18 protein-coding genes, 9 tRNA genes, 3 rRNA genes and 1 other RNA gene are annotated in these 24,860 nt (G+C 46.4%); 30 read left to right on the plus strand and 1 reads right to left on the minus strand.

Annotation, left to right across the window (positions count from 1 at the left end; all coding sequences use genetic code 11):
- The first annotated feature begins 83 nt into the window (after positions 1–83).
- From ACN6KS_RS00615 to ACN6KS_RS00760, 30 genes are all read left to right on the plus strand, one after another.
- Positions 84–1,337, plus strand: a complete 1,254-nt coding sequence (locus tag ACN6KS_RS00615; RefSeq protein ID WP_060623903.1) for a UDP-N-acetylglucosamine 1-carboxyvinyltransferase — start codon at positions 84–86, stop codon at positions 1,335–1,337.
- Between the two features lie 163 nt (positions 1,338–1,500).
- Complete coding sequence (gene rho, locus ACN6KS_RS00620) at positions 1,501–2,853, plus strand: transcription termination factor Rho (protein ID WP_042123234.1); 1,353 nt, start codon at positions 1,501–1,503, stop codon at positions 2,851–2,853.
- A gap of 25 nt (positions 2,854–2,878) precedes the next feature.
- Positions 2,879–4,156 (plus strand): radical SAM protein, encoded by a 1,278-nt coding sequence (locus ACN6KS_RS00625; RefSeq protein WP_280789051.1) that lies wholly within the window; start codon positions 2,879–2,881, stop codon positions 4,154–4,156.
- A 131-nt stretch (positions 4,157–4,287) separates the two neighbouring features.
- Positions 4,288–4,485, plus strand: a complete 198-nt coding sequence (gene rpmE, locus ACN6KS_RS00630; RefSeq protein WP_042123239.1) for a 50S ribosomal protein L31 — start codon at positions 4,288–4,290, stop codon at positions 4,483–4,485.
- 116 nt (positions 4,486–4,601) lie between these two features.
- An RNA gene (gene ffs, locus ACN6KS_RS00635) (signal recognition particle sRNA large type) lies at positions 4,602–4,870 on the plus strand.
- A 137-nt stretch (positions 4,871–5,007) separates the two neighbouring features.
- Positions 5,008–6,783, plus strand: coding sequence for a DNA polymerase III subunit gamma/tau (gene dnaX / locus ACN6KS_RS00640; RefSeq protein WP_440961112.1), 1,776 nt, complete (start codon positions 5,008–5,010; stop codon positions 6,781–6,783).
- A 47-nt stretch (positions 6,784–6,830) separates the two neighbouring features.
- A complete protein-coding gene (locus ACN6KS_RS00645; RefSeq protein WP_094873243.1) occupies positions 6,831–7,142 on the plus strand; it encodes a YbaB/EbfC family nucleoid-associated protein in 312 nt (103 codons plus the stop codon).
- Positions 7,143–7,181: 39 nt separating this feature from the next.
- The gene (gene recR, locus ACN6KS_RS00650; RefSeq protein WP_042123249.1) at positions 7,182–7,781 is read left to right on the plus strand and encodes a recombination mediator RecR; all 600 of its coding nucleotides are present in this window, start codon (positions 7,182–7,184) and stop codon (positions 7,779–7,781) included.
- Positions 7,782–7,917: 136 nt separating this feature from the next.
- A complete protein-coding gene (locus tag ACN6KS_RS00655; RefSeq protein ID WP_094873241.1) occupies positions 7,918–8,169 on the plus strand; it encodes a DUF2508 family protein in 252 nt (83 codons plus the stop codon).
- Between the two features lie 43 nt (positions 8,170–8,212).
- Positions 8,213–8,470, plus strand: a complete 258-nt coding sequence (locus ACN6KS_RS00660) for a pro-sigmaK processing inhibitor BofA family protein (RefSeq protein WP_371915754.1) — start codon at positions 8,213–8,215, stop codon at positions 8,468–8,470.
- Positions 8,471–8,772: 302 nt separating this feature from the next.
- Positions 8,773–10,330, plus strand: a 16S ribosomal RNA gene (locus ACN6KS_RS00665).
- Between the two features lie 124 nt (positions 10,331–10,454).
- A 5S ribosomal RNA gene (gene rrf / locus ACN6KS_RS00670) occupies positions 10,455–10,571 on the plus strand.
- 45 nt (positions 10,572–10,616) lie between these two features.
- A tRNA-Ile gene (locus tag ACN6KS_RS00675) sits at positions 10,617–10,693 on the plus strand.
- Positions 10,694–10,778: 85 nt separating this feature from the next.
- A tRNA-Ala gene (locus ACN6KS_RS00680) sits at positions 10,779–10,854 on the plus strand.
- 138 nt (positions 10,855–10,992) lie between these two features.
- Positions 10,993–13,921 (plus strand): 23S ribosomal RNA (locus tag ACN6KS_RS00685).
- Together the 16S, 23S and 5S rRNA genes with 9 tRNA genes alongside form the textbook arrangement of a ribosomal RNA operon.
- An 82-nt stretch (positions 13,922–14,003) precedes the next feature.
- Positions 14,004–14,095 (plus strand) — tRNA-Ser (locus tag ACN6KS_RS00690).
- A 31-nt stretch (positions 14,096–14,126) separates the two neighbouring features.
- Positions 14,127–14,203: transfer RNA gene (locus ACN6KS_RS00695), tRNA-Met, on the plus strand.
- A gap of 32 nt (positions 14,204–14,235) precedes the next feature.
- Positions 14,236–14,311, plus strand: a tRNA-Thr gene (locus ACN6KS_RS00700).
- A gap of 13 nt (positions 14,312–14,324) precedes the next feature.
- A tRNA-Asp gene (locus tag ACN6KS_RS00705) sits at positions 14,325–14,402 on the plus strand.
- A gap of 66 nt (positions 14,403–14,468) precedes the next feature.
- A tRNA-Phe gene (locus ACN6KS_RS00710) sits at positions 14,469–14,541 on the plus strand.
- Positions 14,542–14,550: 9 nt separating this feature from the next.
- Positions 14,551–14,636: transfer RNA gene (locus tag ACN6KS_RS00715), tRNA-Tyr, on the plus strand.
- A gap of 5 nt (positions 14,637–14,641) precedes the next feature.
- Positions 14,642–14,714 (plus strand) — tRNA-Lys (locus ACN6KS_RS00720).
- A 139-nt stretch (positions 14,715–14,853) separates the two neighbouring features.
- Positions 14,854–15,957 carry a PucR family transcriptional regulator gene (locus ACN6KS_RS00725; protein WP_256989977.1) on the plus strand — a complete coding sequence of 368 codons (1,104 nt, stop codon included), beginning with the start codon at positions 14,854–14,856 and terminating at the stop codon, positions 15,955–15,957.
- Positions 15,958–16,071: 114 nt separating this feature from the next.
- Complete coding sequence (locus ACN6KS_RS00730) at positions 16,072–17,193, plus strand: ABC transporter ATP-binding protein (protein WP_094873152.1); 1,122 nt, start codon at positions 16,072–16,074, stop codon at positions 17,191–17,193.
- A 210-nt stretch (positions 17,194–17,403) separates the two neighbouring features.
- Positions 17,404–18,342 carry an HPr(Ser) kinase/phosphatase gene (gene hprK, locus ACN6KS_RS00735; RefSeq protein WP_042123257.1) on the plus strand — a complete coding sequence of 313 codons (939 nt, stop codon included), beginning with the start codon at positions 17,404–17,406 and terminating at the stop codon, positions 18,340–18,342.
- Positions 18,343–18,354: 12 nt separating this feature from the next.
- Complete coding sequence (lgt, locus tag ACN6KS_RS00740) at positions 18,355–19,386, plus strand: prolipoprotein diacylglyceryl transferase (protein ID WP_094873154.1); 1,032 nt, start codon at positions 18,355–18,357, stop codon at positions 19,384–19,386.
- 5 nt (positions 19,387–19,391) lie between these two features.
- Entirely contained in the window at positions 19,392–20,048 is a 657-nt protein-coding gene (ppaX, locus tag ACN6KS_RS00745) for a pyrophosphatase PpaX (RefSeq protein WP_094873155.1), read from the plus strand.
- Positions 20,045–20,554, plus strand: coding sequence for an acyltransferase (locus tag ACN6KS_RS00750; RefSeq protein ID WP_179281711.1), 510 nt, complete (start codon positions 20,045–20,047; stop codon positions 20,552–20,554). Before ppaX ends, ACN6KS_RS00750 begins: the two co-directional genes overlap by 4 nt.
- A gap of 293 nt (positions 20,555–20,847) precedes the next feature.
- The gene (locus tag ACN6KS_RS00755) at positions 20,848–22,044 is read left to right on the plus strand and encodes an acyltransferase (RefSeq protein ID WP_440961113.1); all 1,197 of its coding nucleotides are present in this window, start codon (positions 20,848–20,850) and stop codon (positions 22,042–22,044) included.
- A 43-nt stretch (positions 22,045–22,087) separates the two neighbouring features.
- Positions 22,088–23,242 (plus strand): acyltransferase, encoded by a 1,155-nt coding sequence (locus ACN6KS_RS00760; protein WP_094873160.1) that lies wholly within the window; start codon positions 22,088–22,090, stop codon positions 23,240–23,242.
- Between the two features lie 77 nt (positions 23,243–23,319).
- On the opposite strand, the gene gntK is transcribed toward ACN6KS_RS00760, so the two are convergent.
- Complete coding sequence (gntK, locus tag ACN6KS_RS00765) at positions 23,320–24,855, minus strand: gluconokinase (RefSeq protein ID WP_440961114.1); 1,536 nt, start codon at positions 24,853–24,855, stop codon at positions 23,320–23,322.
- Between the last annotated feature and the right edge of the window lie 5 nt (positions 24,856–24,860).

A 24,860-nucleotide genomic window follows, 5' to 3' on the forward strand; every position in this document is an offset into this window, starting at 1 on the left:
GTCTTTCCATTTTCATCACTAAAAGTCCACAGCACGTATTGCCCACACAGCTGCAATACACGTAGGGGGAAATTGATAAATCTATGGAAAAATTAATGATTGGCGGTGGACGTCCGCTAGAGGGCGTTGTAACCATCAGTGGAGCAAAGAATAGTGCTATTGCACTTATTCCTGCGGCGATTTTGGCCGAATCTGAAGTTGTTCTTGATAATTTACCGTCCCTTAGTGATGTAGCCGTTTACTCCGAAATCTTGCAAGAGCTTGGCGCAAGTGTATCTTGGTCAGGCAACCAGATGAAAATTGATCCTTCGCGTATTGTATCTATACCTATGCCTAATGGTCCGGTTAAGAAACTTCGAGCTTCGTACTATATGATGGGAGCTCTACTTGGAAGATTCAAAGAAGCGACAATAGGTCTTCCTGGTGGTTGTAACTTCGAACCTCGTCCAATTGATCAGCATATCAAAGGATTCGAGGCACTGGGAGCGACAGTTACCAACGAACATGGTTCTATCCACTTATATGCTAAAGAACTACGCGGTGCGAAAATTTATTTAGACGTATCAAGCGTAGGTGCCACTATTAACATCATGCTGGCGGCTTCACGTGCCAAAGGCTCCACAATTATTGAAAATGCGGCTAAAGAGCCTGAGATTATAGATGTAGCAACCCTATTGAATTCTATGGGCGCTGTTATTAAAGGCGCTGGTACAGAAACCATCAGAATCGAAGGGGTATCAGAGATGCACGGTTGCCGTCACTCCATTATTCCCGATCGGATTCAAGCTGGAACTTATATGATTGCCGCTGCGGCTACGCGTGGTAATGTGTTGATAGATAACGTAATTCCTAAGCATTTGGAAGCTTTAACGGCCAAGCTTTTAGAGATGGGCGTTGATATTGAAGAGCTTGATGAAAGTATTCGCGTTATAGGTAGAGCTAAATATGAGCACGCAGATGTCAAAGCGTTGACCTATCCTGGCTTTCCTACAGATTTACAATCTCCTATGACAAGTATGTTGACACAGGCGGAAGGCGTTAGTGTGCTTAGCGATTTCGTCTACAGCAACCGTTTTAAACATGTGCCAGAATTGGTACGAATGGGCGCGAAAATTCGCGTTGAAGGCCGTTCTGCAATCATTGAGGGTGGTAAGCTTAACGCTGCAAAGGTGAAAGCGACCGATTTACGGGCAGGCGCTGCTCTTGTCATTGCTGGATTGACGGTAGGGGATGGGATCACCGAGGTGACCGGCGTAGAATATATTGACCGTGGTTATGATAATTTAGTGAGCAACCTTCGACAACTTGGTGCTCATGTTTGGCGTGAGAACGAATAAAATTAGGATATCCCGTTTGGAAGGAGGGTTATTTGCTTACTTACCGCATATATCCTTCCAAATTGGGTATTAATATCCTAATGGGCATTTTAATAGACTCATCATTTTGCCTAGTAGATAGACTAGGGCGAACTCATTTAAAAATTGAATAGGTGGTTATTACATGGATCTTCAAATTTCCGATTTGGAAGAAATGAAGCTGACCGAGTTGTATAAGCTGGCCAAGAAATACCAGATCCCTTATTACGGACAGCTGAAGAAACGGGAACTGATCTTTGCGATCCTTCGGGCACAGGCAGAGCAAAGCGGTCTTATGTTTATGGAAGGCGTACTGGAAATTCTACCCGAGGGCTATGGATTTCTAAGGCCGATTAACTATTTGCCTAGTGCTGAAGATATTTATATCTCAGCCTCACAAATTCGGAAGTTTGATCTCAGAAGCGGAGATCTTGTATCTGGGAAATGCCGGACGCCGAAAGAAAATGAACGATATTTTGGCCTGCTTCAAGTCAATGCCGTTAATGGTGAGAACCCTGCTAGCGCAGCGGAGCGACTACATTTTCCAGCATTAACACCACTTTATCCGCAAGACAAGCTACCGCTTGAAACATCCCCTACTCATTTGTCTACCCGAATAATGGATTTGCTCGCTCCTGTAGGTTTGGGGCAGCGGGGTTTGATTGTAGCACCTCCTAAAGCAGGAAAAACGCTCCTCTTGAAAGAAATTGCCAATAGTATTTCCACTAATAATCCTGAGATTGAACTCTTTGTATTGCTAATAGATGAGCGTCCCGAAGAAGTAACCGATATGCAGCGTTCAGTAAAAGGCGAAGTGGTTGCATCGACGTTTGATGAGCTTCCAGAGAATCATATTAAAGTGGCCGAACTTGTGTTGCAAAGAGCTCTTCGTTTAGTTGAGCACAAGAAGGATGTAGTTATTCTTTTAGATAGCATTACCCGTCTTGCACGTGCGTATAATCTTGTGGTTCCACCATCTGGACGCACACTTAGCGGGGGGATTGACCCGGCAGCCTTTCATCGGCCGAAACGGTTTTTTGGTTCTGCACGGAATGTAGAAGAGGGCGGTTCACTGACTATTTTAGCAACTGCTTTAATTGATACCGGATCACGTATGGATGATATTATTTATGAAGAGTTTAAGGGTACTGGTAATATGGAGCTTCATTTGGATCGCAAATTGGCGGAACGCCGTATATTCCCTGCTATTGATATTCGTCGTTCAGGTACACGTCGTGAAGAAGTGCTCTTGAGCAAAGAAGAGCTTGATACGATCTGGGCGATTCGCAAAAATATGAATGAATCCTATGATTTTGTGGAGGGATTCATCAAAAAGCTGCGTGATACAAAGACTAATGCTGAATTCTTAGCATCATTTGACGTTGCGGGAGCTAAACAATCGCCAAATGGAACTGCAAGTAGCGGAGGAACTTCCAACAGTGGTACGGCTGCTCGTCGCACAACACGGGCAAAGACTTCTTCAGTACCTACAACTTGAGAATTGATAATAAGAGGAGACTAACATGTATTTGGTATATGCCGACGGGCAAGGAAACGTATATGATCATCCAGAACTGTACGGGCTAGCCCGTAGTGGGGATATGATCGTTGAAATGTTGGAGGAAGAGTTGATTCCGCTGCCTGAAGGCGCCACTCTTGTGGGCTTGCCTAGTACGCGGGCGGTGGGTATGGATCCAGAGACAGGTGAAATGATGGCGTTGCCGGATGGCTCACAGGCTGTAGGCGCGCTGCTGCCTCAGGGCTATACTCGCTTGTGTCTTCCTGGGTATGTAAAGACAGATAAGTCTTATAAGCTTCCTCTGTTTGGGTATTCGGCTGTGGTGTGGAAGGATGGCGGGTTCTATGTTGCGGCGGATCCAACCGATAATCCGGAGAAATGGAACCCGCTGAACTGTGATAAACAGGATCTCGAGGTAAGCGTTGGCGAGTTGACTGCCAAATATCCTGATAACCGCCTCTATGAACATCTTTCTAACTGTGCGCTTGGTTATGAATGCTTGACTTCCTCCAACACCTTCTTAGGGCGCTGGGAGGGCGGTGTGCCTGTCTCTTATTCATGTAATGCTGGTTGTTTTGGCTGTATTTCTGAGCAACCTGATGATAGTGGTTTTGTGTCTCCGCAGACTCGGATGAATTTCCGACCAACGGTCAATGAAATTTCACAAGTTATGTTGGAGCACTTGAAGACGCCTGAGTCGATTATCAGTTTTGGACAAGGTTGCGAAGGTGAACCTTCTACGCAGGCAAAACTTATTATAGAAGCAATCCGTGAAGTGCGCTCGATTACTGACATGGGCTATATTAATATCAACACCAATGCTGGCTTAAGCGATCATATTCGTGGAATCGTCGATGCTGGGCTGGATTTGATGCGTGTCAGCACGATCAGTGCTCTAGATGATCATTATAATGCTTATTACAAACCACGTGGCTACACATTGGCTAATGTAGAGAAGTCTTTGAAATATGCTGCCTCGCAGGGCGTTTACACATCGATCAACTATCTGATTTTCCCTGGAGTAACTGACCGTGAAGAAGAGATTGAGGCGATGGTGGAGTTTGTAAGACGTACGGATCTGAAGCTTATTCAGATGCGTAACCTGAACATTGATCCAGAGAGTTATCTGGAGTTAATTCCTCCTGCTAAGGGTGAAATTCTCGGTATGAAGACAATGCTGGAAATTTTCCGTGACGAATTGCCGGATGTTGTTATTGGTTCTTACACCCATGTACCGCCAGTAAATATGGCTCGGCTAAAGCAACGGCAACTTAACATTTAATAGAGCAAAAATACCAATGAATTACCAATGAAACATATTGATCAATTGAATTTTTCGTGCTAAAATACCACAGTGTAATCATATAACTCTGGGTCCGCATGAGGCTTAGGGCATGAGAGGTGAAATTCAAAATGCAAGCAGCAATTCAACCAAAGTATAACTTAACTAAGGTAACCTGCGCATGTGGCAACTCTTTCGAAGCTGGCTCTGTTAAACAAGAGCTTCGTGTTGAAATTTGCTCCAGCTGCCATCCTTTCTTCACTGGCAAGCAGAAGTTCCTGGATGCCGGCGGTCGCGTTGATAAATTTAAGAAGAAATACGGTATCTAATTGGAATAGCCGCTTAGCGGCTTAATGGTTAGATCGAGCCCCCAGCGAGAAAGCTGGGGGCTCATTTTATGTCTTGGAGTTGATTTTTATCCGAGCGTGAGCTATACTTATCTTCGCCGTGCTAGACGGGGAGGTAGCGGTGCCCTGTAACTCGCAATCCGCTGTAGCGAGGTTGAATTCCTGTTAGAGGTGCTATCGATGTGAGGCCTTGGTTCCTACGGGCTGTGTTGACGGTTGGGTCCTCCGCAATGAGTGCTTATGAACCTGGTCAGGTCCGGAAGGAAGCAGCCATAAGTAAGTTTACTCTTGTGCCGGAGGGTGGCCTAGCCCGAGCAGTCATGTAGGGTTGCCGCTTGGATCGTAGTCATCAATAACAGGTGCACGGTTTATAATTCTGTTTATAACAGCATCTTTGCCACAAGCAAAGATGCTTTTTGTTTTTGGTCAATAGCCGATGAATATAGTATAATAAATTTGCGACAAATGCCGGGAAAGAGGCAGCCTAAGAGAGGGTAATGCATAGTGGAACATATCGCGCTGTACCGTGCTTGGCGGCCGCAGTCGTTTCAAGACATGGTTGGACAACAGCACATTATCCAAACGCTGCAGAACGCAATTCGTGAACAGCGGGTTTCGCATGCCTATCTGTTCAGTGGTCCGCGGGGAACTGGTAAGACAAGTGCTGCTAAAGTCTTAGCGAAAGCGGTCAATTGTGAACGTGGGCCAGGCCCGGAGCCTTGCAACGAGTGTCCTTCCTGCTTGCGAATCACTGCGGGTAATGTGATGGATGTGCAGGAAATAGACGCGGCATCCAACCGGGGCGTAGAAGAGATTCGCGACCTCCGGGACAAGGTGAAATATGCACCTACCGAGGTGCGCCGTAAAGTGTATATTATTGATGAAGTGCATATGCTGACAACAGAAGCATTTAATGCGCTATTAAAGACATTGGAAGAACCACCGTCACATGCAATGTTCATCCTTGCAACTACGGAACCTCATAAATTGCCAGCGACGATCATCTCTCGTTGTCAGCGGTTTGACTTCCGTAGAGTAGCTTTGGAAGAACAGACGGCACATCTAAGTGCTATCTGCGAGAAGGAAGGGATTACAGCCGATGTTAACGCATTGCAGTATATTGCCCGCCTTTCTGATGGGGGTATGCGCGATGCAGTAAGCTTGCTGGATCAGATTTCATCTTTTACAGATGGCAAAGTTACGTACGAACAAGTGCTAGGGATGACCGGAGGGATACCCTCTGAGCAATTTGCACGTCTTGCCACTGCCATATTGGAAGGTGATATGGGTCTTCTGCTGGAGCTTGTTGAACAGCTTATGCATGAAGGTAAAAGTGCTGATAAATGTCTAGAGAATCTTATGTATTATTTTCGTGATTTATTGATGATTAAGATGGTACCCGGGGCCGATCAACTGACGGAGCGAGTACTTAATCCTGCCGAATTTAAGGATATGGCCACCGCATTTTCCCGGGAGCGTCTGTTTCAGATCGTAGATACACTTAATAAGTACCTAGGTGAAATGAAGTATGCTACTCATCCGCAGACGTTGTTTGAAGTCGCGCTGATGAAGCTTTGTAGCTTGCAGCAAGAGGGAAGTGAGACCGCATCAGCTGCTCCGTTAGGCGCATTACAGGCTGGATCAGGGGTGAATGCTCCTGCGGTTCACTCTGGTGAACTGGATCTGCTCAAGAGACAGATTACTGCGCTGGAGAAAAAGCTGGAACAAGCATTGCAGTCTGGTGGTATTTCCGGAGGTGGGCGAGATGGTGCTTCTTCTGCGAAATCGAATCCGACTCCAAGTTCTGCGCCTAGAATCTCTGCTGCCTCCAAAATGCCTCCAAATGTTGATAAGTTTATTGCTGGTAAGGATAGTCCTGATTTTGCAGCTATCTACAAACAGTGGAGTCTTGTCTTGCAAGGGGTAAAAGAGGAGAAGGTAACGGTTCATGCGTGGTTTGTAGACGGAGAACCTGTATCCGTAATGGACGATGCTGTGCTTGTTGCATTCAAGAACACGATTCATCGTGATACAACGGAGAAACCGGCAAATAGACAGGTCATTGAGAATGTGCTTGCAGCGCGTCTTGGTAAACCTTATAGACTGGTAACTATTATGCAGCGCGATTGGAACGAAGCCGCTCAGAAGCAGGTGGGACAGCCTAGCAAAGAGGAGTTACGGTTAGAACATGAACATGATACTGCAGATGCCAAATCTGAACCTTGGATTGATGAGGCTATCCAGCTTTTTGGAGAAGACCTTGTTGTCATAAAAGAGTAATGTAAGCATACTAGCGCAAATAGCGCATTCCAAAGGAGAGATGATGTATGAATAATATGAACCAAATGATGAAGCAAGTGAAGAAAATGCAGGAGCAAATGCTTAAAGCTCAAGAAGAATTGGGTGGCAAGGTTATTGAAGGCACATCAGGTGGCGGTGTAGTTACAGTTCAAGTTAATGGTCACAAAAAATTGCTTTCTATTCAAATCAAGCCAGAAGCTGTTGATCCGGAAGATGTTGAAATGCTACAGGATTTAGTAATCACTGCAGTTAATGATGCTTTGACTCAAGCTGAAGAGCTTGCGAACAATGATATGGGTAAATTTACTGGTGGAATGAAGATCCCAGGCTTGTTCTAATTCACTCACTCCACTTTCGTCTAAAGGAGAATTATTAATTTGTATTATCCCGAACCGCTAGCCAAGCTGATCGATGCTTTTACGCGCTTACCCGGGATTGGGCCGAAGACAGCCGCCCGGTTAGCTTTTCATGTGCTTAACATGAAAGAGGACGATGTCATTGATTTTGCTAAAGCGCTAGTAAGTGTCAAACGTAATCTTCATTATTGCTCCGTCTGCTGTAATATTACGGATACGGATCCGTGTAAGATATGTCAGGACAAAACTAGAGACCCTTCAGTAATCTGTGTGATCCAAGACTCCAAGGATTTGGTGGCAATAGAACGAACCAAAGAGTTTAATGGGTATTATCACGTTCTTCAGGGTGCGATTTCACCTATGGAAGGTATAGGCCCTGATGATATTCGCTTGAAGGAATTATTGACTCGTTTGAGTGATGAAAGAGTGAGTGAGCTTATCATGGCGACCAACCCCAACATTGAGGGTGAGGCAACGGCGATGTATATTTCTCGTCTAGTTCGTCCTTTTGAGATTAAAATCACCAGAATAGCCCATGGCTTGCCTGTTGGTGGCGATCTTGAGTATGCCGACGAGGTTACCTTGTCCAAAGCGTTGGAAGGTCGTCGTGAGCTATTCTAGTAGCTCTAAAGTCGTGTTTTTTAAAAGGAGGCCCCCTGGGCCTCCTTTTTTTGTTCTAAGTTTGTCCCTATCCCGATATGAATGAGAATAAAGAGATGTGATTTTGCATCGAAATTATTCTGAGGAGGAATGGGAAATGGGATGGTGGAGCTCATTGTGGCGGGGAGCAGATGAAGAACAGGGTAGAAAAGATACGGAGGGCTGGGAAACGTTGCTGGAAGTTCGTAAGGCACAATCCGAGTGGGAGAGAGCGTACCTAATGTTTGATGAAGCGCTGGGTCAAGATCAAATTGATTATGCTATTTATATTTTAGAGGCAGCAGAGCGCAAGTATCAGATACATCTCAAACATGCAAAGAGCATTGGATTAAATAGCAGTCAGATGTAGCCGCTAGCCAAATGAAAATATAGGAGGGATCAACATGCTAAGAATGTTAGCTATAGGAGTACTGGTCATATCAGTTGTGTTGTTAAGTGTAATTGTATTCCGGAAAAAGCTTGGCTTTGGATGGCTTAGTCTGTTCGGAGCTCATTTGGTACTGGCTGCGCTCGCGATATATGTAGTGAATTTCTCGGGTTTAATCACACAAGTTCATATTCCCCTGAATCCTGCAACCATAGGCGCAGTAACGGTTCTTGGCCTTCCAGGCGTTGTAATGTTAATAGGATTAAGAATTATTTTGTTTTAATGCTTGACGTGAGTTTGAAAAATATGATACATTAAGTCTCGCCCCTTTGGACAAGATGTTGATTAACAACTTGCTGAAACGGTAAGCGAAAAAAAGAAATTAAAAAAACGCTTGACGAAAACAAAGGTGCTGTGATATATTATAAAGGTCGCTGCTGACAAGCAACGACGACGAAAGATGAGACATTGATCTTTGAAAACTGAACAACGAGTGAGTAGGAAATCACGAAAGTGAAATCCAAAATTAGAGAATTAATTTTCTCGTCAGATGTTTCAAAATGAGCATATCGCTCTTTTCAATACTAATTGGAGAGTTTGATCCTGGCTCAGGACGAACGCTGGCGGCGTGCCTAATACATGCAAGTCGAGCGGAGTCATTTTGAAAGCTTGCTTTCAAAATGACTTAGCGGCGGACGGGTGAGTAACACGTAGGCAACCTGCCCCTTAGACTGGGATAACTACCGGAAACGGTAGCTAATACCGGATAATTTCTTTTTTCTCCTGAAGAAAGAATGAAAGACGGAGCAATCTGTCACTGAGGGATGGGCCTGCGGCGCATTAGCTAGTTGGTGGGGTAACGGCCCACCAAGGCGACGATGCGTAGCCGACCTGAGAGGGTGAACGGCCACACTGGGACTGAGACACGGCCCAGACTCCTACGGGAGGCAGCAGTAGGGAATCTTCCGCAATGGACGAAAGTCTGACGGAGCAACGCCGCGTGAGTGATGGAGGTTTTCGGATCGTAAAGCTCTGTTGCCAGGGAAGAACGTCCGGTAGAGTAACTGCTATCGGAGTGACGGTACCTGAGAAGAAAGCCCCGGCTAACTACGTGCCAGCAGCCGCGGTAATACGTAGGGGGCAAGCGTTGTCCGGAATTATTGGGCGTAAAGCGCGCGCAGGCGGTCATTTAAGTCTGGTGTTTAAACCTTGGGCTCAACCTGAGGTCGCACTGGAAACTGGGTGACTTGAGTACAGAAGAGGAAAGTGGAATTCCACGTGTAGCGGTGAAATGCGTAGATATGTGGAGGAACACCAGTGGCGAAGGCGACTTTCTGGGCTGTAACTGACGCTGAGGCGCGAAAGCGTGGGGAGCAAACAGGATTAGATACCCTGGTAGTCCACGCCGTAAACGATGAGTGCTAGGTGTTAGGGGTTTCGATACCCTTGGTGCCGAAGTTAACACAGTAAGCACTCCGCCTGGGGAGTACGGTCGCAAGACTGAAACTCAAAGGAATTGACGGGGACCCGCACAAGCAGTGGAGTATGTGGTTTAATTCGAAGCAACGCGAAGAACCTTACCAGGTCTTGACATCCCTCTGAATCCACTAGAGATAGTGGCGGCCTTCGGGACAGAGGAGACAGGTGGTGCATGGTTGTCGTCAGCTCGTGTCGTGAGATGTTGGGTTAAGTCCCGCAACGAGCGCAACCCTTAACTTTAGTTGCCAGCAAGTAATGTTGGGCACTCTAGAGTGACTGCCGGTGACAAACCGGAGGAAGGTGGGGATGACGTCAAATCATCATGCCCCTTATGACCTGGGCTACACACGTACTACAATGGCCGGTACAACGGGAAGCGAAGCCGCGAGGTGAAGCCAATCCCATCAAAGCCGGTCTCAGTTCGGATTGCAGGCTGCAACTCGCCTGCATGAAGTCGGAATTGCTAGTAATCGCGGATCAGCATGCCGCGGTGAATACGTTCCCGGGTCTTGTACACACCGCCCGTCACACCACGAGAGTTTACAACACCCGAAGTCGGTGGGGTAACCCGCAAGGGAGCCAGCCGCCGAAGGTGGGGTAGATGATTGGGGTGAAGTCGTAACAAGGTAGCCGTATCGGAAGGTGCGGCTGGATCACCTCCTTTCTATGGAGAATCGTTTCCTGCAATGGAGACATTCAAATCGGAAGTTAAACTTCCACAATAGGACCTTCGGGTTCGAACACTCACTCGTGTTCAGTTTTGAAAGAGCAAGTCTCTTTCGTATGCGTTTGGTGGCGATAGCGGAGGGGTTCCACACGTACCCATCCCGAACACGACCGTTAAGCCCTCCAGCGCCGATGGTACTTGGACCGAAGGGTCCTGGGAGAGTAGGACGCCGCCAAGCGGACAACCATTATTTGGTTGATTCACAATGTTATATATGTTATATGGGCTTTTAGCTCAGTTGGTTAGAGCGCACCTCTGATAAGGGTGAGGTCGGTGGTTCGAGTCCACCAAGGCCCACCATATGACATTATAGAGTAACGAGGCCTCCGAAAAGTAATCGGAATTAGCTTCGAAGCTACACTTCCCTTTTTGGAGTGAATTTCATGGGGCCATAGCTCAGCTGGGAGAGCGCCTGCCTTGCAAGCAGGAGGTCAGCGGTTCGATCCCGCTTGGCTCCACCATAATTTTAATTCAATACCTTCTTTAAACTTGATCCTTGAAAACTGGATACCGAAACGAATTTGCGTTTTAGAACATCTTTTAGCAACTTGTGTAAACAAGTAAATGTTATTAGTGAGATTTTTCTTAGGAAAAATCGAGGTTAAGCTAATAAGAGCACACGGAGGATGCCTAGGCGCCAGGAGCCGACGAAGGACGTGGCGAACAACGAAACTGCCTCGGGGAGCTGTAAGCAAGCTTTGATCCGGGGGTGTCCGAATGGGGAAACCCAGCTGTGGTAATTCGCAGTTACTCATCTCTGAACACATAGGAGATGTAGAGGCAGACCAGGGGAACTGAAACATCTAAGTACCCTGAGGAAGAGAAAACAATAGTGATTCCGTCAGTAGCGGCGAGCGAACGCGGAACAGCCTAAACCTAAGAGCTTGCTCTTAGGGGTTGTGGGACGTCTCACATGGAGTTACAAAGGAATATGGTAGGTGAAGAGGTCTGGAAAGGCCCGCGATAGAGGTAAAAGCCCTGTAGCCTAAACTGTGTTCTCTCCGAGACGGATCCCGAGTAGTGCGGGGCACGTGAAACCCCGTATGAATCCAGCAGGACCATCTGCTAAGGCTAAATACTACCTGGCGACCGATAGTGAAACAGTACCGTGAGGGAAAGGTGAAAAGCACCCCGGAAGGGGAGTGAAATAGAACCTGAAACCGTGTGCTTACAAAAAGTCAGAGCCCTATTAATGGGTGATGGCGTGCCTTTTGTAGAATGAACCGGCGAGTTACGTTTAACATGCAAGGTTAAGTCGAGAAGACGGAGCCGCAGCGAAAGCGAGTCTGAATAGGGCGAATGAGTATGTGGACGTAGACCCGAAACCGTGTGATCTACCCCTGTCCAGGGTGAAGGTGCGGTAACACGCACTGGAGGCCCGAACCCACGCATGTTGAAAAATGCGGGGATGAGGTGGGGGTAGCGGAGAAATTCCAATCGAACTCGGAGATAGCTGGTTCTCCCCGAAATAGCTTTAGGGCTAGCCTCGGTATTAGAGTAGTGGAGGTAGAGCACTGATTGGGTGCGGGGTCCGCAAGGATTACCAAGCTCAGTCAAACTCCGAATGCCATATACTTATTGCCGGGAGTCAGACAGTGAGTGCTAAGATCCATTGTCAAAAGGGAAACAGCCCAGACCATCAGCTAAGGTCCCCAAGTGTGTGTTAAGTGGGAAAGGATGTGGAGTTGCACAGACAACCAGGATGTTGGCTTAGAAGCAGCCACCATTGAAAGAGTGCGTAATAGCTCACTGGTCGAGTGACTCTGCGCCGAAAATGTAACGGGGCTAAACACACCACCGAAGCTATGGCTAGATACGTATGTATCTGGGGTAGGGGAGCGTTGTATGTGGGTTGAAGGTGTACCGTAAGGAGCGCTGGACAGCATACAAGTGAGAATGCCGGTATGAGTAACGAAAAGATCAGTGAGAATCTGATCCGCCGAAAGCCCAAGGTTTCCTGAGGAAGGCTCGTCCGCTCAGGGTAAGTCGGGACCTAAGGCGAGGCCGAAAGGCGTAGTCGAAGGACAACAGTTTGAAATTACTGTACCACCGTAATCCGCTATGAGCGATGGGGTGACGCAGGAGGGTAGTGACGCGGACTGATGGATATGTCCGTCTAAGCAGTGAGGCTGATGTGTAGGCAAATCCGCACATCGTTAAGGCTGGGCTGTGATGGGGAGCGAAAATTACAGTAGCGAAGGTCATGATCTCACACTGCCAAGAAAAGCCTCTAGCCAGGAGAAGGTGCCCGTACCGCAAACCGACACAGGTAGGCGAGAAGAGAATTCTAAGGCGCGCGGAAGAACTCTCGTTAAGGAACTCGGCAAAATGACCCCGTAACTTCGGGAGAAGGGGTGCCCCGGTAGTGTGAATAGCACGAGGGGGCCGCAGTGAAAAGGCCCAAGCGACTGTTTAGCAAAAACACAGGTCTGTGCGAAGCCGCAAGGCGAAGTATACGGGCTGACGCCTGCCCGGTGCTGGAAGGTTAAGGGGAGTGGTTAGGAGCAATCCGAAGCTATGAACCGAAGCCCCAGTAAACGGCGGCCGTAACTATAACGGTCCTAAGGTAGCGAAATTCCTTGTCAGGTAAATTCTGACCCGCACGAATGGCGTAACGACTTGGGCGCTGTCTCAACGAGAGATCCGGTGAAATTTTAATACCTGTGAAGATGCAGGTTACCCGCGACAAGACGGAAAGACCCCATGGAGCTTTACTGCAGCTTGATATTGAATTTGGGTACGATCTGTACAGGATAGGTGGGAGCCGTAGAAATCGGAGCGCAAGCTTCGGTGGAGGCGCCGTTGGGATACCACCCTGATCGTATCTAGGTTCTAACCTAGTACCGTAATCCGGTACGGGGACCGTGTCAGGCGGGCAGTTTGACTGGGGCGGTCGCCTCCTAAAGAGTAACGGAGGCGTTCCAAGGTTCCCTCAGAATGGTTGGAAATCATTCGAAGAGTGCAAAGGCATAAGGGAGCTTGACTGCGAGACCTACAAGTCGAGCAGGGACGAAAGTCGGACTTAGTGATCCGGTGGTACCGCATGGAAGGGCCATCGCTCAACGGATAAAAGCTACCCTGGGGATAACAGGCTTATCTCCCCCAAGAGTCCACATCGACGGGGAGGTTTGGCACCTCGATGTCGGCTCATCGCATCCTGGGGCTGAAGTAGGTCCCAAGGGTTGGGCTGTTCGCCCATTAAAGCGGTACGCGAGCTGGGTTCAGAACGTCGTGAGACAGTTCGGTCCCTATCTGTCGTGGGCGCAGGAAATTTGAGAGGAGCTGTCCTTAGTACGAGAGGACCGGGATGGACGTACCGCTGGTGCATCAGTTGTTCCGCCAGGAGCATGGCTGAGTAGCTACGTACGGACGGGATAAGCGCTGAAAGCATCTAAGCGTGAAGCCCCCCTCAAGATGAGATTTCCCAATTAGTAAGACCCCTTGAAGACGACGAGGTAGATAGGTTGGAGGTGGAAGTGCAGTAATGCATGGAGCTGACCAATACTAATCGGTCGAGGGCTTATCCTATACTTAAAACGCAAATTCAATTCGGATTCAGTTTTCAGGGAGTCAAATTCCTGTTTGGATTGCTGTGGTACTGATATCGTTTGGAGAGATACCCAAGTGGCTATAAGGGGACCCTCTGCTAAGGGGTTAGACTGCGTAAGCGGTGCGTGGGTTCGAATCCCACTCTCTCCGCCATTTTCAATCCATAGCATTTCTAAATTATTGTGGCGGTGTAGCTCAGCTGGCTAGAGCGTACGGTTCATACCCGTGAGGTCGGGGGTTCGATCCCCTTCGCCGCTACCATTTTTATCTCTTTAGGATCTATTTCACACCGTGCCGGTGTAGCTCAACTGGTAGAGCAACTGACTTGTAATCAGTAGGTTGGGGGTTCAAGTCCTCTCGCCGGCACCATTATTATCAATGCGGAACCGTGGTGTAGTTGGCCTAACATGCCTGCCTGTCACGCAGGAGATCGCGAGTTCGAATCTCGTCGGTTCCGCCATTTTTTTCCACAAAACTAGGGTGGGAAGTTTAATGCTACCACTTTATTTTTATGTCAATTTAATATGGCTCGATAGCTCAGTCGGTAGAGCAGAGGACTGAAAATCCTCGTGTCGGCGGTTCGAATCCGTCTCGAGCCACTTTTCCCTGGGGGATTAGCGAAGTGGCCAAACGCATCAGACTGTAAATCTGCTCACGTACGTGTTCGGTGGTTCGAATCCATCATCCCCCACCATTTATGAGCCATTAGCTCAGTTGGTAGAGCACCTGACTTTTAATCAGGGTGTCGAAGGTTCGAGTCCTTCATGGCTCATCCCAAACAGAAAGTCATCACCTTATGGTGGTGGCTTTTTTTGTGTTTTATGGTTGTATTATAGCAGCGCGTACTGAAGCGATTAACATAATATAAGAGAATATGCTAAAATAGGCGAAAAGAGCAAAAGTGGTGGAGCATGGTGACTATGGATAGTGAGACATTGCGGAAAAAATTAGAGCAGCTCACCGGAAAGAGAACCGGAATCAAGCAGTTAGGGAGGCAACATTCAGCTTCTCTTTTTAGCATGGGATTAGAAGGACAGGATCAGCTGGTAATCCATGAGGGTCATCTCTGGGCACCTTTGTATGAGAGTGACGGACGTATAACCGCTGTTTGGGTAGAAATGGAGGGGCTTACCTCTCTGGAAGTACAACTGGTCAACTATGCAGTTCGAAATTTTGCTATTGCACTTAAAGCTACAGGGCTTAGAGAAGAAGGTGAAGTGGAGGCGCGGCAGCTTGGCGCTTGGTTGAACACGGAGCTAGAGCAAGAGAAGAATGACACTGAAATTCCCGATGAGATCACCCTAAAGGGACGTCTGTTCGGAGATATGATTCCATTCCTCCTTAGTAGTGAGATTGCGCATAGTCCACAGATCTCTTACCGTTCACTGATGAAATTACTGCGCAGCTATTTTGAGAACGAAATTCTGCTCATTCCCCTTCAAGAGAAGGAATGGTTAATATTAGCTCGTAAAGAATTACTTACGGGCGGGGATGATAAGGATGATGAAGAAGAGAGTGTAGATGATCTTCTAGCACAGACTAGTATGGGGTTACATGAGCTGATAGCTAGTGAATGGGTAGGGGTATTCCATTTGGCAGTAGCTCCAGCTATGGTCCCTGTTAAGGGATTGACTGGATCTGTAGCTCTGCTCAGGGAGACCATTGTACTCGGTCGTATTTTTCAAGTAGGAGAGTATATTCATTTACCTTGGGAGCTGCATTTGGAACGTCTGGTTAACAGCATTCCTGATGTACGCCGCAAACAGTTGCTTGGACAAATTGGTGACTATTCCTCTGTACTATCAGATAAAGAAATGCTGCTGACTTTGGAGACTTTTTTTGAGATGGACTGTAATGTAAGTGAAACCGCCAAGAAGTTGTATATCCATCGGAATACGCTGCTCTACCGTCTGGATAAGATAAAACAAGAGACCGGAGCAGATGTACGAAGCTTTGGGGACGCTGCTATTGTGAAGCTTACTATGCTTTTGTATAAAGTGACGAAAAGGAAATAGGTTTTTTGTGAACCTTACAAATAGCCATAGTGTCCCGACTGGGGTAATATAAATGTACAAGGAAGCAGAATTTTTATATTAACTAATTAATAATTAACTCGAGGGGGAAATACAATGGCAGGCGTACGTTTAGAGCATATTTTCAAAAAATACCCGGGTTCAGATAAAGCAACAGTAATCGATATCAATCTTGATATTAAAGATAAGGAATTTCTAGTATTGGTTGGACCTTCCGGTTGCGGTAAATCCACAACTTTGCGTATGATCGCTGGTTTGGAAGAAATCTCCGAAGGTAAAATGTACATTGGCGATCGTGTAGTTAATGACGTTGCACCTAAAGACCGCGATATCGCGATGGTATTCCAATCCTACGCCCTGTATCCGCATATGAGCGTATACCAAAACATGGCTTTCGGTTTGAAACTTCGTAAAGTGAAGAAGGATGAAATCGACAAGAAAGTTCGCGAAGCTGCTAAAATTCTTGATATCGAGCATTTGCTAGATCGTAAACCAAAAGCGCTTTCCGGTGGTCAACGCCAACGTGTCGCTTTGGGACGCGCTATCGTACGTGATCCACAAGTCTTCTTGATGGATGAGCCTCTTTCCAACTTGGATGCTAAACTTCGTGGTCAAATGCGTGCTGAAATCACTAAACTGGTTAAGCGCCTTGAAACTACTTGTATCTACGTAACGCATGACCAAACAGAAGCAATGACAATGGGTGATCGCATCGTAGTTATGTATGATGGTATCATTCAACAAGCAGCTTCCCCTGAAGAGTTGTACAATGAACCTACAAACTTGTTCGTAGCTGGATTTATCGGATCCCCTACAATGAACTTTATCAATGGTACTTTGTCCGAAGTGAGCGGTTCTATCCGTTTCCGTGCTGAGAACCTTGATGTTGAAGTACCAGGCGGAAAAGCTCAAATCATCCGCAACAAAGGCTACATCGGTAAAGAAGTAATCATGGGCGTTCGTCCAGAAGATATCCATGAAGAGCCAGTATTCTTGGAAGCTTCCCCGAACACAATCTTCACTTCATTGGTTGATGTTACTGAGAACCTTGGTCACGAAATGCTCCTTTACTTGAGCGGCCTTGGTAAATCTACTGTAATCGCTCGTGTAGATGGACGTTCCACTACTCGCGAAGGCAGCAAGCCTAAATTGGCTATTGATATGAACAAAGTTCACTTCTTTGATAAAGAATCCGAAGCTAACATTTTGTTGGGATAAGATTGTAAAGATCTTTTCTCTCTTGATAAAGCCACCCGAAAGGGTGGCTTTATTGTTTAGATGGACCCTGTTTGGTTAGGTGCTAAGATTGCATTCATAAGCGTTATCAATTAAGATAGCAGGAGAATTACCTCCGGAATGTAAAGAGATCACTGCCAACCGGACGCAGTAAGCGGACAAATACCGCAGGTGACGAAAGGACGAACTTACATGGCTAAGAAAGTAAAAGTATCTGAATTGGTACAGCATTTTCAATTAGAGGTTATTTCCGGCCAGGAAGGTCTAAAGAGACCCATTACGGTCGATGACCTGAATCGCCCTGGACTAGAGATTGCTGGTTATTTTGAATATTATCCAGAAGAACGTGTTCAATTGCTAGGCAAGACAGAACTCGCTTTTTTCTCCATGCTGCCCGAAGCTGAGCGGAAAAGTCGACTTCGTGGAATTTGCAATGATAACACACCTTGTATTGTCATTACACGTGGTTTGGATGTGCCTCAGGAGTTAATTGACATCAGTAATGAAAAGGCCCTTCCTGTGCTTCGCAGCTCGATGGCCACGACTATTTTTTCCAGCCGTTTGACTAGCTTCTTAGAAGGGAAATTGGCCCCAACGGCGACGATCCATGGCGTACTTTGTGATGTATATGGTGTAGGTATGCTAATTACGGGTAGTAGCGGGATTGGTAAAAGTGAAACAGCCCTTGAACTTGTAAAGCGCGGTCATCGATTGATTGCTGATGATGCAGTGGAAATCCGTCAGACTTCAGATAACCAGCTGCATGGTACAGCCCCTGAGTTAATCCGTCATTTACTGGAGATCCGTGGAGTAGGTATCATTAATGTAATGACACTTTTTGGTGCGGGTGCTATTCGTAATCATAAACGGATTACACTTGTTGTTAGATTGGAAGCTTGGCAGCAAGACAAGCAGTATGATCGACTTGGACTTGATGAGGAAACGACACGGATTATTGACACAGATGTTCCGCTTGTAACGATTCCCGTACGCCCGGGACGTAACCTTGCAGTTATTATAGAGGTTGCAGCGATGAACTATCGCCTGAAACAAATGGGCTTTAATGCAGCCTTGCAGTTCACGAATAAGCTAACTGCGACCATATCCGAAGATATGGATGATCTCGATTAGGAGTGTGAGAGAATGTTCCCATTAGCACTAAATCCTATTGTCTTCTCAATTGGATCACTGCAAGTACACTGGTACGGATTAATACTGGGTTTCGGTGCACTCGCGGGGTTATTTCTTGCGATCCGCGAGGGCAAACGGTTTGGTATACCACAAGAATTCTTTATGGATATGCTGCTGCTAGGTGTGCCCTCGGCCATTATTGGAGCACGGATTTACTTTGTAGCGTTTAAATGGGAGGATTATAAGGATAATTTAATAGATGTCTTTAAGATCTGGAACGGTGGCATCGCTATCTACGGTGCTTTAATTGGAGCCATTATTTGTGGGATTATTTATTTCCGCTATAAAGGGTACCCCTTCTGGCGTATCGTTGATATTTGTGCTCCTGGACTACTTGCGGGTCAAATGATTGGACGCTGGGGGAACTTTGTCAACCAAGAGGCATACGGCAGCGTGGTTGAAGAGTCATTCTTGCGGGATAAACTGCATTTACCTGACTTCATTGTGAATCAAATGTACATAGGGGATGCTTTTCATCATCCGACCTTCTTGTATGAATCTCTTTGGAGCTTACTGGGTATCGCGCTACTCATGGTCCTTCGTCGCCAGAAGTTTGTGCGTGCCGGTGAGATCTTCATGTCTTACTTTATATGGTATTCTATCGGTCGTTTCTTCATTGAAGCTATACGTACAGACAGCTTGGCGTTTAATGGAAGCGCAGGCTTGGCATCCTTTATGAATGGATTGTGGAAACCGATGGAATGGCTAGGTTTTGAGCAAGGATACTTGGACCCAAGCTATGGAAATATCCGCATTTCTCAGCTGCTTGCGCTGCTGATCATCGTCGCAGCTGTACTGCTTATCATTATTCGTAGGGTCACCGGAGAGTCAAAAGCACATTATTCTGATCCTATTGTATGTACTAAACCGATCAAAGCAGATACTATAGTGCCTGAAAGCGCAGTAAATACACCGCAGAAAGCTCGTCACGGGGCTCAACCTGAGCAAGGACAGCCTGCGGATGGAGATAAGAAGGAGCAGTAAAGCTTATGATAGAATGCGTTCTTTTTGATCTAGATGGAACGATTGTCGATACAAATGAGCTAATTATTAGTTCGTTTATGTACGCGCTGAAGGACAATGGTCTAGCTCCACTCACTAGGGAAGAGATTATTCCGCATATGGGCACAACCCTTCAGCAACAGATGAGAGTCTTCTCTGGACTTGAGGATGTAAGTGGTGCGCTTGAGAAATCCTACCGTTCTTATAATTATGAACATCACGATGCGTTAGTACGTCCCTTTCCTCAAGTGAATGAGACAATGGAAGAGCTCTTACGTCGTGGAATTAAAATGGGGATTGTGACCACAAAAATTCGTCCAACAACGATTAAATCGCTTGAGATGTTTGATTTGCTAAAGTACATGGATACGATTGTGACAGTGAACGATGTTACTGAACCAAAGCCACATCCTGAGCCTGTTCTGACAGCAGTCAATAACCTTGGCGTTGATCCTCGTAAAACTCTTATGGTGGGTGACAGTACGGTTGATATTCAGTCAGCAAAAGCTGCCGGTGTATATGCGGCTGGAGTATCGTGGTCATTGAAAGGCGAAGAGACTCTCCGCAAGTATGATCCCGACTATATTATCCATAACATGAAGGATATTATAGAAATAGTGGAGCGAGGAACGAGTGAATCGTGAGAAACGTAACCCGATATCCTGTAGAAGGTCATAACTCACTTTGGTACATTTACCGTACGGTCAGCCCGTGGAAGGGTGTCCGGAACTTTATTTTTATTCAGATTGCCCGTTATTGCCCGATTCTACCGTTAAAAAACTGGATCTATCGTCGGATTCTCGGGATGAAGGTAGGCAAGCATACCTCCTTCGGTCTGATGGCGATGGTGGATGTATTTTTTCCGGAAAAAATCACGGTGGGTGAGAACTCTATTATCGGTTATAACACGACGATTCTGGCGCATGAGTATTTAATCAAGGAATATCGCCTGGGTGAAGTAGTGATTGGTGAAAATGTATTGATTGGCGCGAATACAACGATTCTTCCCGGTGTAACCATTGGTGATTGGGCAGTTGTTGCCGCTGGATCAGTAGTACACAAGAACGTGGCGGCTGGCTCTTTTGTAGGAGGCAATCCACTGCGAGAGCTACGCCCAGCTTCATCGGAAGATTCTTCGGAACAAGTATAAAAGATGCTTCGTAAACCCTGCAGTTTCATATTGCGTTTTTTTAGCGCAGGATCTGCAGGGTTTCTTGCGTCTTGGAGAAGCTTATTAAGAAAACTTTAAGATCTTCTTAAGTTTTTTATTCGGATGTAGACGGTATAATTAGCCTTAGTAATCACGTAAATCCCACGCTAGGCATTCAGCTTCAAATATCAGAATGTAAATTCAGCAAGTGCAGACTTCCTGGTATGTTCAGTTTCCACATTCCGCTTAGCGTCTCTATGAACAACCATCATAGTAGAGAAGAGGAATTTAATATGAATACTGTGAGACAGGAAAGGCTGCCCCAGCTGGATATTTTCAGAGCCCTAGCTATATTAGGAGTACTGCATGTGCATGCCTCATCTTTTGCTGCTGGAGAGCAGGCACTGCATTCTCCTTATTATTACTGGCTGAACTGGATTAACATTTTCTTTAAATTCGGCACGCCCTCATTTATTTTCCTTAGCAGCTTCGTATTGTTTTATAATTATTATGGTCGTCCTGTGACATGCAGCTTGATCATTAATTTCTACCGTCGGCGATTAAAGTACATCTTGCTGCCTTATTTGCTAGCTTCTATGGGCTATTATGCACTAAGTCTATATGTTAACGGACGATTGATGCAGAACTTTGGAGACAACTTGTTAAGCTTTTCTAGAGCATTATTCTCGGGTTCCGCATATGCGCATTTGTATTTTGTCTTTATTAGCATTCAATTTTATTTACTTTTTCCAGTGCTGCTTAAGCTAATGCAGAGTTCCCGCTTCTTAATTAAATGGGCGATACCGGTGGGTTTGGGGCTTCAGTGGGGTTTTATTTTTTGGAATAAGTACGAGCTGCATATTGTTGAAAAAGGGAGCTTGGCGATCTCCTACCTGGCTTATTATATGATGGGTGCTTTTATCGCGATTCACTTTGATAAGGTAAAGATATGGCTGATGAAGCCATGGAGGGAACAATCTGCCGCTCAGAAGGGATGGACTACCTTGCTGGTATCCTCATGGTTGATTGCAGCCTTTATCCATGTGCAGCTATGGTATGTAGCCCGCCATTTTGGGGTGTGGACAGATTCGCTGTGGTACGAGCTATTATGGAATGTCCATACGATGTTATCAGCATTGGTTCTGTTGTACGCTACATTTTTGCTTTATCGTAAGGCTCCTCATGTAATCGTTGCTTCCTTGACTCGTTTAGGTGAGCTGTCATTTGCAATTTATTTGATTCATCCGTTATTGCTGGCGATCTATCGCAGGTTCCGATACCATATTCCCCTAGAGTCGCTAACTTATGTTTTCTTCATCTATGGAGGACTTGTAGTTGCACTGGGAGGAAGCTGGTTCATGGTGCAGTTTGCTTTTCGCCGAATTCCTCAGTCATGGATCTTCTTGGGAAGTGTTCCTCGGTCTCTAGAGTCTAAATCCAAGGTAACGTCAGGACATGCCTCGGAGGAGATGAGGAAGGTTAATACTTGAATAAGGCATCATTTCGATGCAGAGCTTAACAGGAGGAAAGATAATGAGACAAAAAGAAAGAATTCCGCAGCTGGATATTTTTCGGGCGATTGCTATTTTTGCAGTGCTAGCGATTCATGCTACCTCGAGAACGTTGGCGGAGACACTAGGTACCAACATGTTTCATCCGTTCTTATTTATTAATAAATTCAGCCAGTTCGCTGTACCTTCATTCATATTTTTGAGCGGGTTCGTGCTGTTCTATAACTATATTGATCGTCCACTGGGCGGAAAGACGCTGGGGAAATTCTACAGTAGAAGGCTGCTTTATATTATTGTGCCTTATGTACTATTCTCGCTGCTGTATTTCGCATTAAAAATGACAGCGGGGCATACATGGAGCTTACCTCCAGGGGAGATGGCTTCTAAGCTTTGGAAGTATTTATGGACAGGAACGGCATACACGCATTTGTATTATATTATTATCATTATACAGTTTTACGTATTATTTCCGCTCATTTTGTGGTGTCTGCAAAAGGTTCGTCGCCTGGCGGCTTGGGCACCGCTAATCGGATTGGTTCTACAATGGGGTTTTGTGCTGCTGAATAAATACATGACTAATAACGGGTATTGGCAGTTGTCCAAGGGCAGTCTGGCAATCACTTATTTCTCGTATTTCTTGCTGGGTGCTGGGATTGCAGTATACTATCCTTCTTTGAAAAAATGGCTGGTACCTTCACGTGAAGGTTGGCGCGCTGGTAAAGGTCCGGTATGGATTACATTGTGGTTGTTGTGGATCGTAGCAGGGGTTGTTCATGTTGAGCTATGGTTTAACAACTATACGAAGAAAACAGTCATCAATAGTTTATGGTATGAGGGATTCTCTAACCTTCATGCGCTACTCTCTTGTGTGGTGTTGCTACAAGTCTCCTTCTTATTGTACGGAGCGGGCCGAAGCTTGCTCACAAGACTGTTGTTATCTGCCGGAGCCTGCTCTTTCGGAATCTATTTGCTGCATCCGTTACTGCTATTTTTCTATAGAAAAATACCGTTCCACGGAGGTTCTCTTGCATATACCGCAGCGATTGCTGGCGGCTGGCTCTTTGCGCTATTAGGCTCATGGCTCGTTGTAGCTTTGGCCTTCCGATATATTAAACCCGCTTGGATTATCTTCGGATCAGGTCCGCAGAAAGCGAAAACCATATCCAAAGGCGTGTAACTTCCTTATGCGCAAATGGCAATAAAAAAGCGTCGGTCTTCCACCATAGGGTGGCTTGATCGACGCTTTTTTGATTCTTATGCTTGCCGCTGAAATTCTGCAATGGCTTGATACTGGCTTTCGAGACTACGGTAGACAGAAATATAAATGGGTAGTAGCTGTTTGTATATTTTGGTATGTTCCTCCATTGGATCATGTTTATAGGTTGAACCAATCATGTCAAACACCACATCAAAGGAATCTACGCGACCCGTAGCGTAAAGGCCAAGCACGACGGCTCCAAGGCAGGAGCTTTCAATGCTCTCCGGAATGACAACCTCCTGATCAAAGATATCAGCCATCATCTGCCGCCACACCGAAGAGCGGGCGAAGCCGCCTGTGGCTAGGATTCTGCTTGGGCGCCCGATTTGCTCCTCCATAGCAAGAAGAACCATGTACATATTGAAGATTACGCCCTCAAGTACTGACCGAATCATATGTTCTTTATGGTGATTCATTGTAAGGCCAAAAAAGGAGCCGCGGGCATCCGGATTCCACAATGGCGCCCGTTCACCAGTTAAGTAGGGATGAAATAATAGTCCGCCGCTGCCTGGAGGAACTTGCTCCGCAATGCGGGTCAGTACCTCATAGGGGTCAATGCCAAGACGTTTGGCAGTTTCGACTTCAGAAGCGGCGAATTCGTCTCGTACCCACCGGAACAGCATACCGCCATTATTGACCGGTCCTCCGACTACCCAATGATTTGGGGTAAGGTTATAACAGAAGGTCCGTCCTTTGGGGTCCGTAAGCGGGTGATCTACTACGGTACGAATGGCTCCGCTGGTTCCAATCGTAGCGGCTACTACACCAGGTTCAATGGCACCTACGCCGAGATTGGACAGGACGCCGTCACTGGCGCCAATAACAAATGGGGTTGTTGGGAGCAGCAGAAGTTCCTCAGCTAGACCAGGGAGCAGCCCTTGCATGATCTGCGTGGTGGGAACAAGCCGCGAGAGTTGATCCGTTGTAATATGAGCAATCTCCAAAGCTTCTTTATCCCACTCCAGATTCTCCAGATTGAGCATGCCTGTGGAAGAGGCAATGGAATGATCGATGACGTATTCGCCAAACAATCTTGCGAATATGTATTCTTTTATGGAAATAAACTTATAAGTTTGCTTGAACACGTCAGGCTGCTCTTCGCGAAGCCACATTAGCTTGGTGATCGGAGACATTGGGTGTATAGGTGTGCCTGTGCGCAGATATAATTCATGGCCGTTTAGCTCATCCTTCAAGCGAACCGCGCATCCGGCACTGCGATTATCAGCCCATGTGATGCAGGCAGTTAGGGCTTTACCCAGTTTATCGACGGCGATGACACTGTGCATGGCGGAACTGAAGGAGACAAATAGAATCTTATCCGCAGGTACACCGCTTTGCCGCATAACTTCAGAAATAGTATGGAAGACAGCACTTAGGATTTGCTCTGGGTCTTGCTCTGCTATTGAGGGTGAGGGCTGATGTAAAGGATATCCTACATTAGCTTGTGCAGCTATGGCTCCTTTTTCCTCGAACAGAACTGCTTTGGTACTTGTAGTTCCAATATCAACGCCAATCATATAGGATTTAGTCATGCATT

The organism is Paenibacillus nitricinens, from assembly GCF_052056485.1.
GTDB lineage: Bacteria > Bacillota > Bacilli > Paenibacillales > Paenibacillaceae > Paenibacillus_AQ > Paenibacillus_AQ nitricinens.

Excerpts from the sequence above, each read along its gene's own strand:
- ACN6KS_RS00625 (WP_280789051.1), top strand. The coding sequence starts at position 2,879 with ATGTATTTGGTATATGCCGACGGGCAAGGAAACGTATATGATCATCCA.
- ACN6KS_RS00645 (WP_094873243.1), top strand. The coding sequence starts at position 6,831 with ATGAATAATATGAACCAAATGATGAAGCAAGTGAAGAAAATGCAGGAG.
- gntK (WP_440961114.1), bottom strand. The coding sequence starts at position 24,855 with ATGACTAAATCCTATATGATTGGCGTTGATATTGGAACTACAAGTACC.
- lgt (WP_094873154.1), top strand. The coding sequence starts at position 18,355 with ATGTTCCCATTAGCACTAAATCCTATTGTCTTCTCAATTGGATCACTG.
- rho (WP_042123234.1), top strand. The coding sequence starts at position 1,501 with ATGGATCTTCAAATTTCCGATTTGGAAGAAATGAAGCTGACCGAGTTG.
- ACN6KS_RS00725 (WP_256989977.1), top strand. The coding sequence starts at position 14,854 with ATGGTGACTATGGATAGTGAGACATTGCGGAAAAAATTAGAGCAGCTC.
- rpmE (WP_042123239.1), top strand. The coding sequence starts at position 4,288 with ATGCAAGCAGCAATTCAACCAAAGTATAACTTAACTAAGGTAACCTGC.
- ACN6KS_RS00755 (WP_440961113.1), top strand. The coding sequence starts at position 20,848 with ATGAATACTGTGAGACAGGAAAGGCTGCCCCAGCTGGATATTTTCAGA.
- ppaX (WP_094873155.1), top strand. The coding sequence starts at position 19,392 with ATGATAGAATGCGTTCTTTTTGATCTAGATGGAACGATTGTCGATACA.
- ACN6KS_RS00615 (WP_060623903.1), top strand. The coding sequence starts at position 84 with ATGGAAAAATTAATGATTGGCGGTGGACGTCCGCTAGAGGGCGTTGTA.
- ACN6KS_RS00730 (WP_094873152.1), top strand. The coding sequence starts at position 16,072 with ATGGCAGGCGTACGTTTAGAGCATATTTTCAAAAAATACCCGGGTTCA.
- ACN6KS_RS00655 (WP_094873241.1), top strand. The coding sequence starts at position 7,918 with ATGGGATGGTGGAGCTCATTGTGGCGGGGAGCAGATGAAGAACAGGGT.
- hprK (WP_042123257.1), top strand. The coding sequence starts at position 17,404 with ATGGCTAAGAAAGTAAAAGTATCTGAATTGGTACAGCATTTTCAATTA.
- ACN6KS_RS00660 (WP_371915754.1), top strand. The coding sequence starts at position 8,213 with ATGTTAGCTATAGGAGTACTGGTCATATCAGTTGTGTTGTTAAGTGTA.
- ACN6KS_RS00760 (WP_094873160.1), top strand. The coding sequence starts at position 22,088 with ATGAGACAAAAAGAAAGAATTCCGCAGCTGGATATTTTTCGGGCGATT.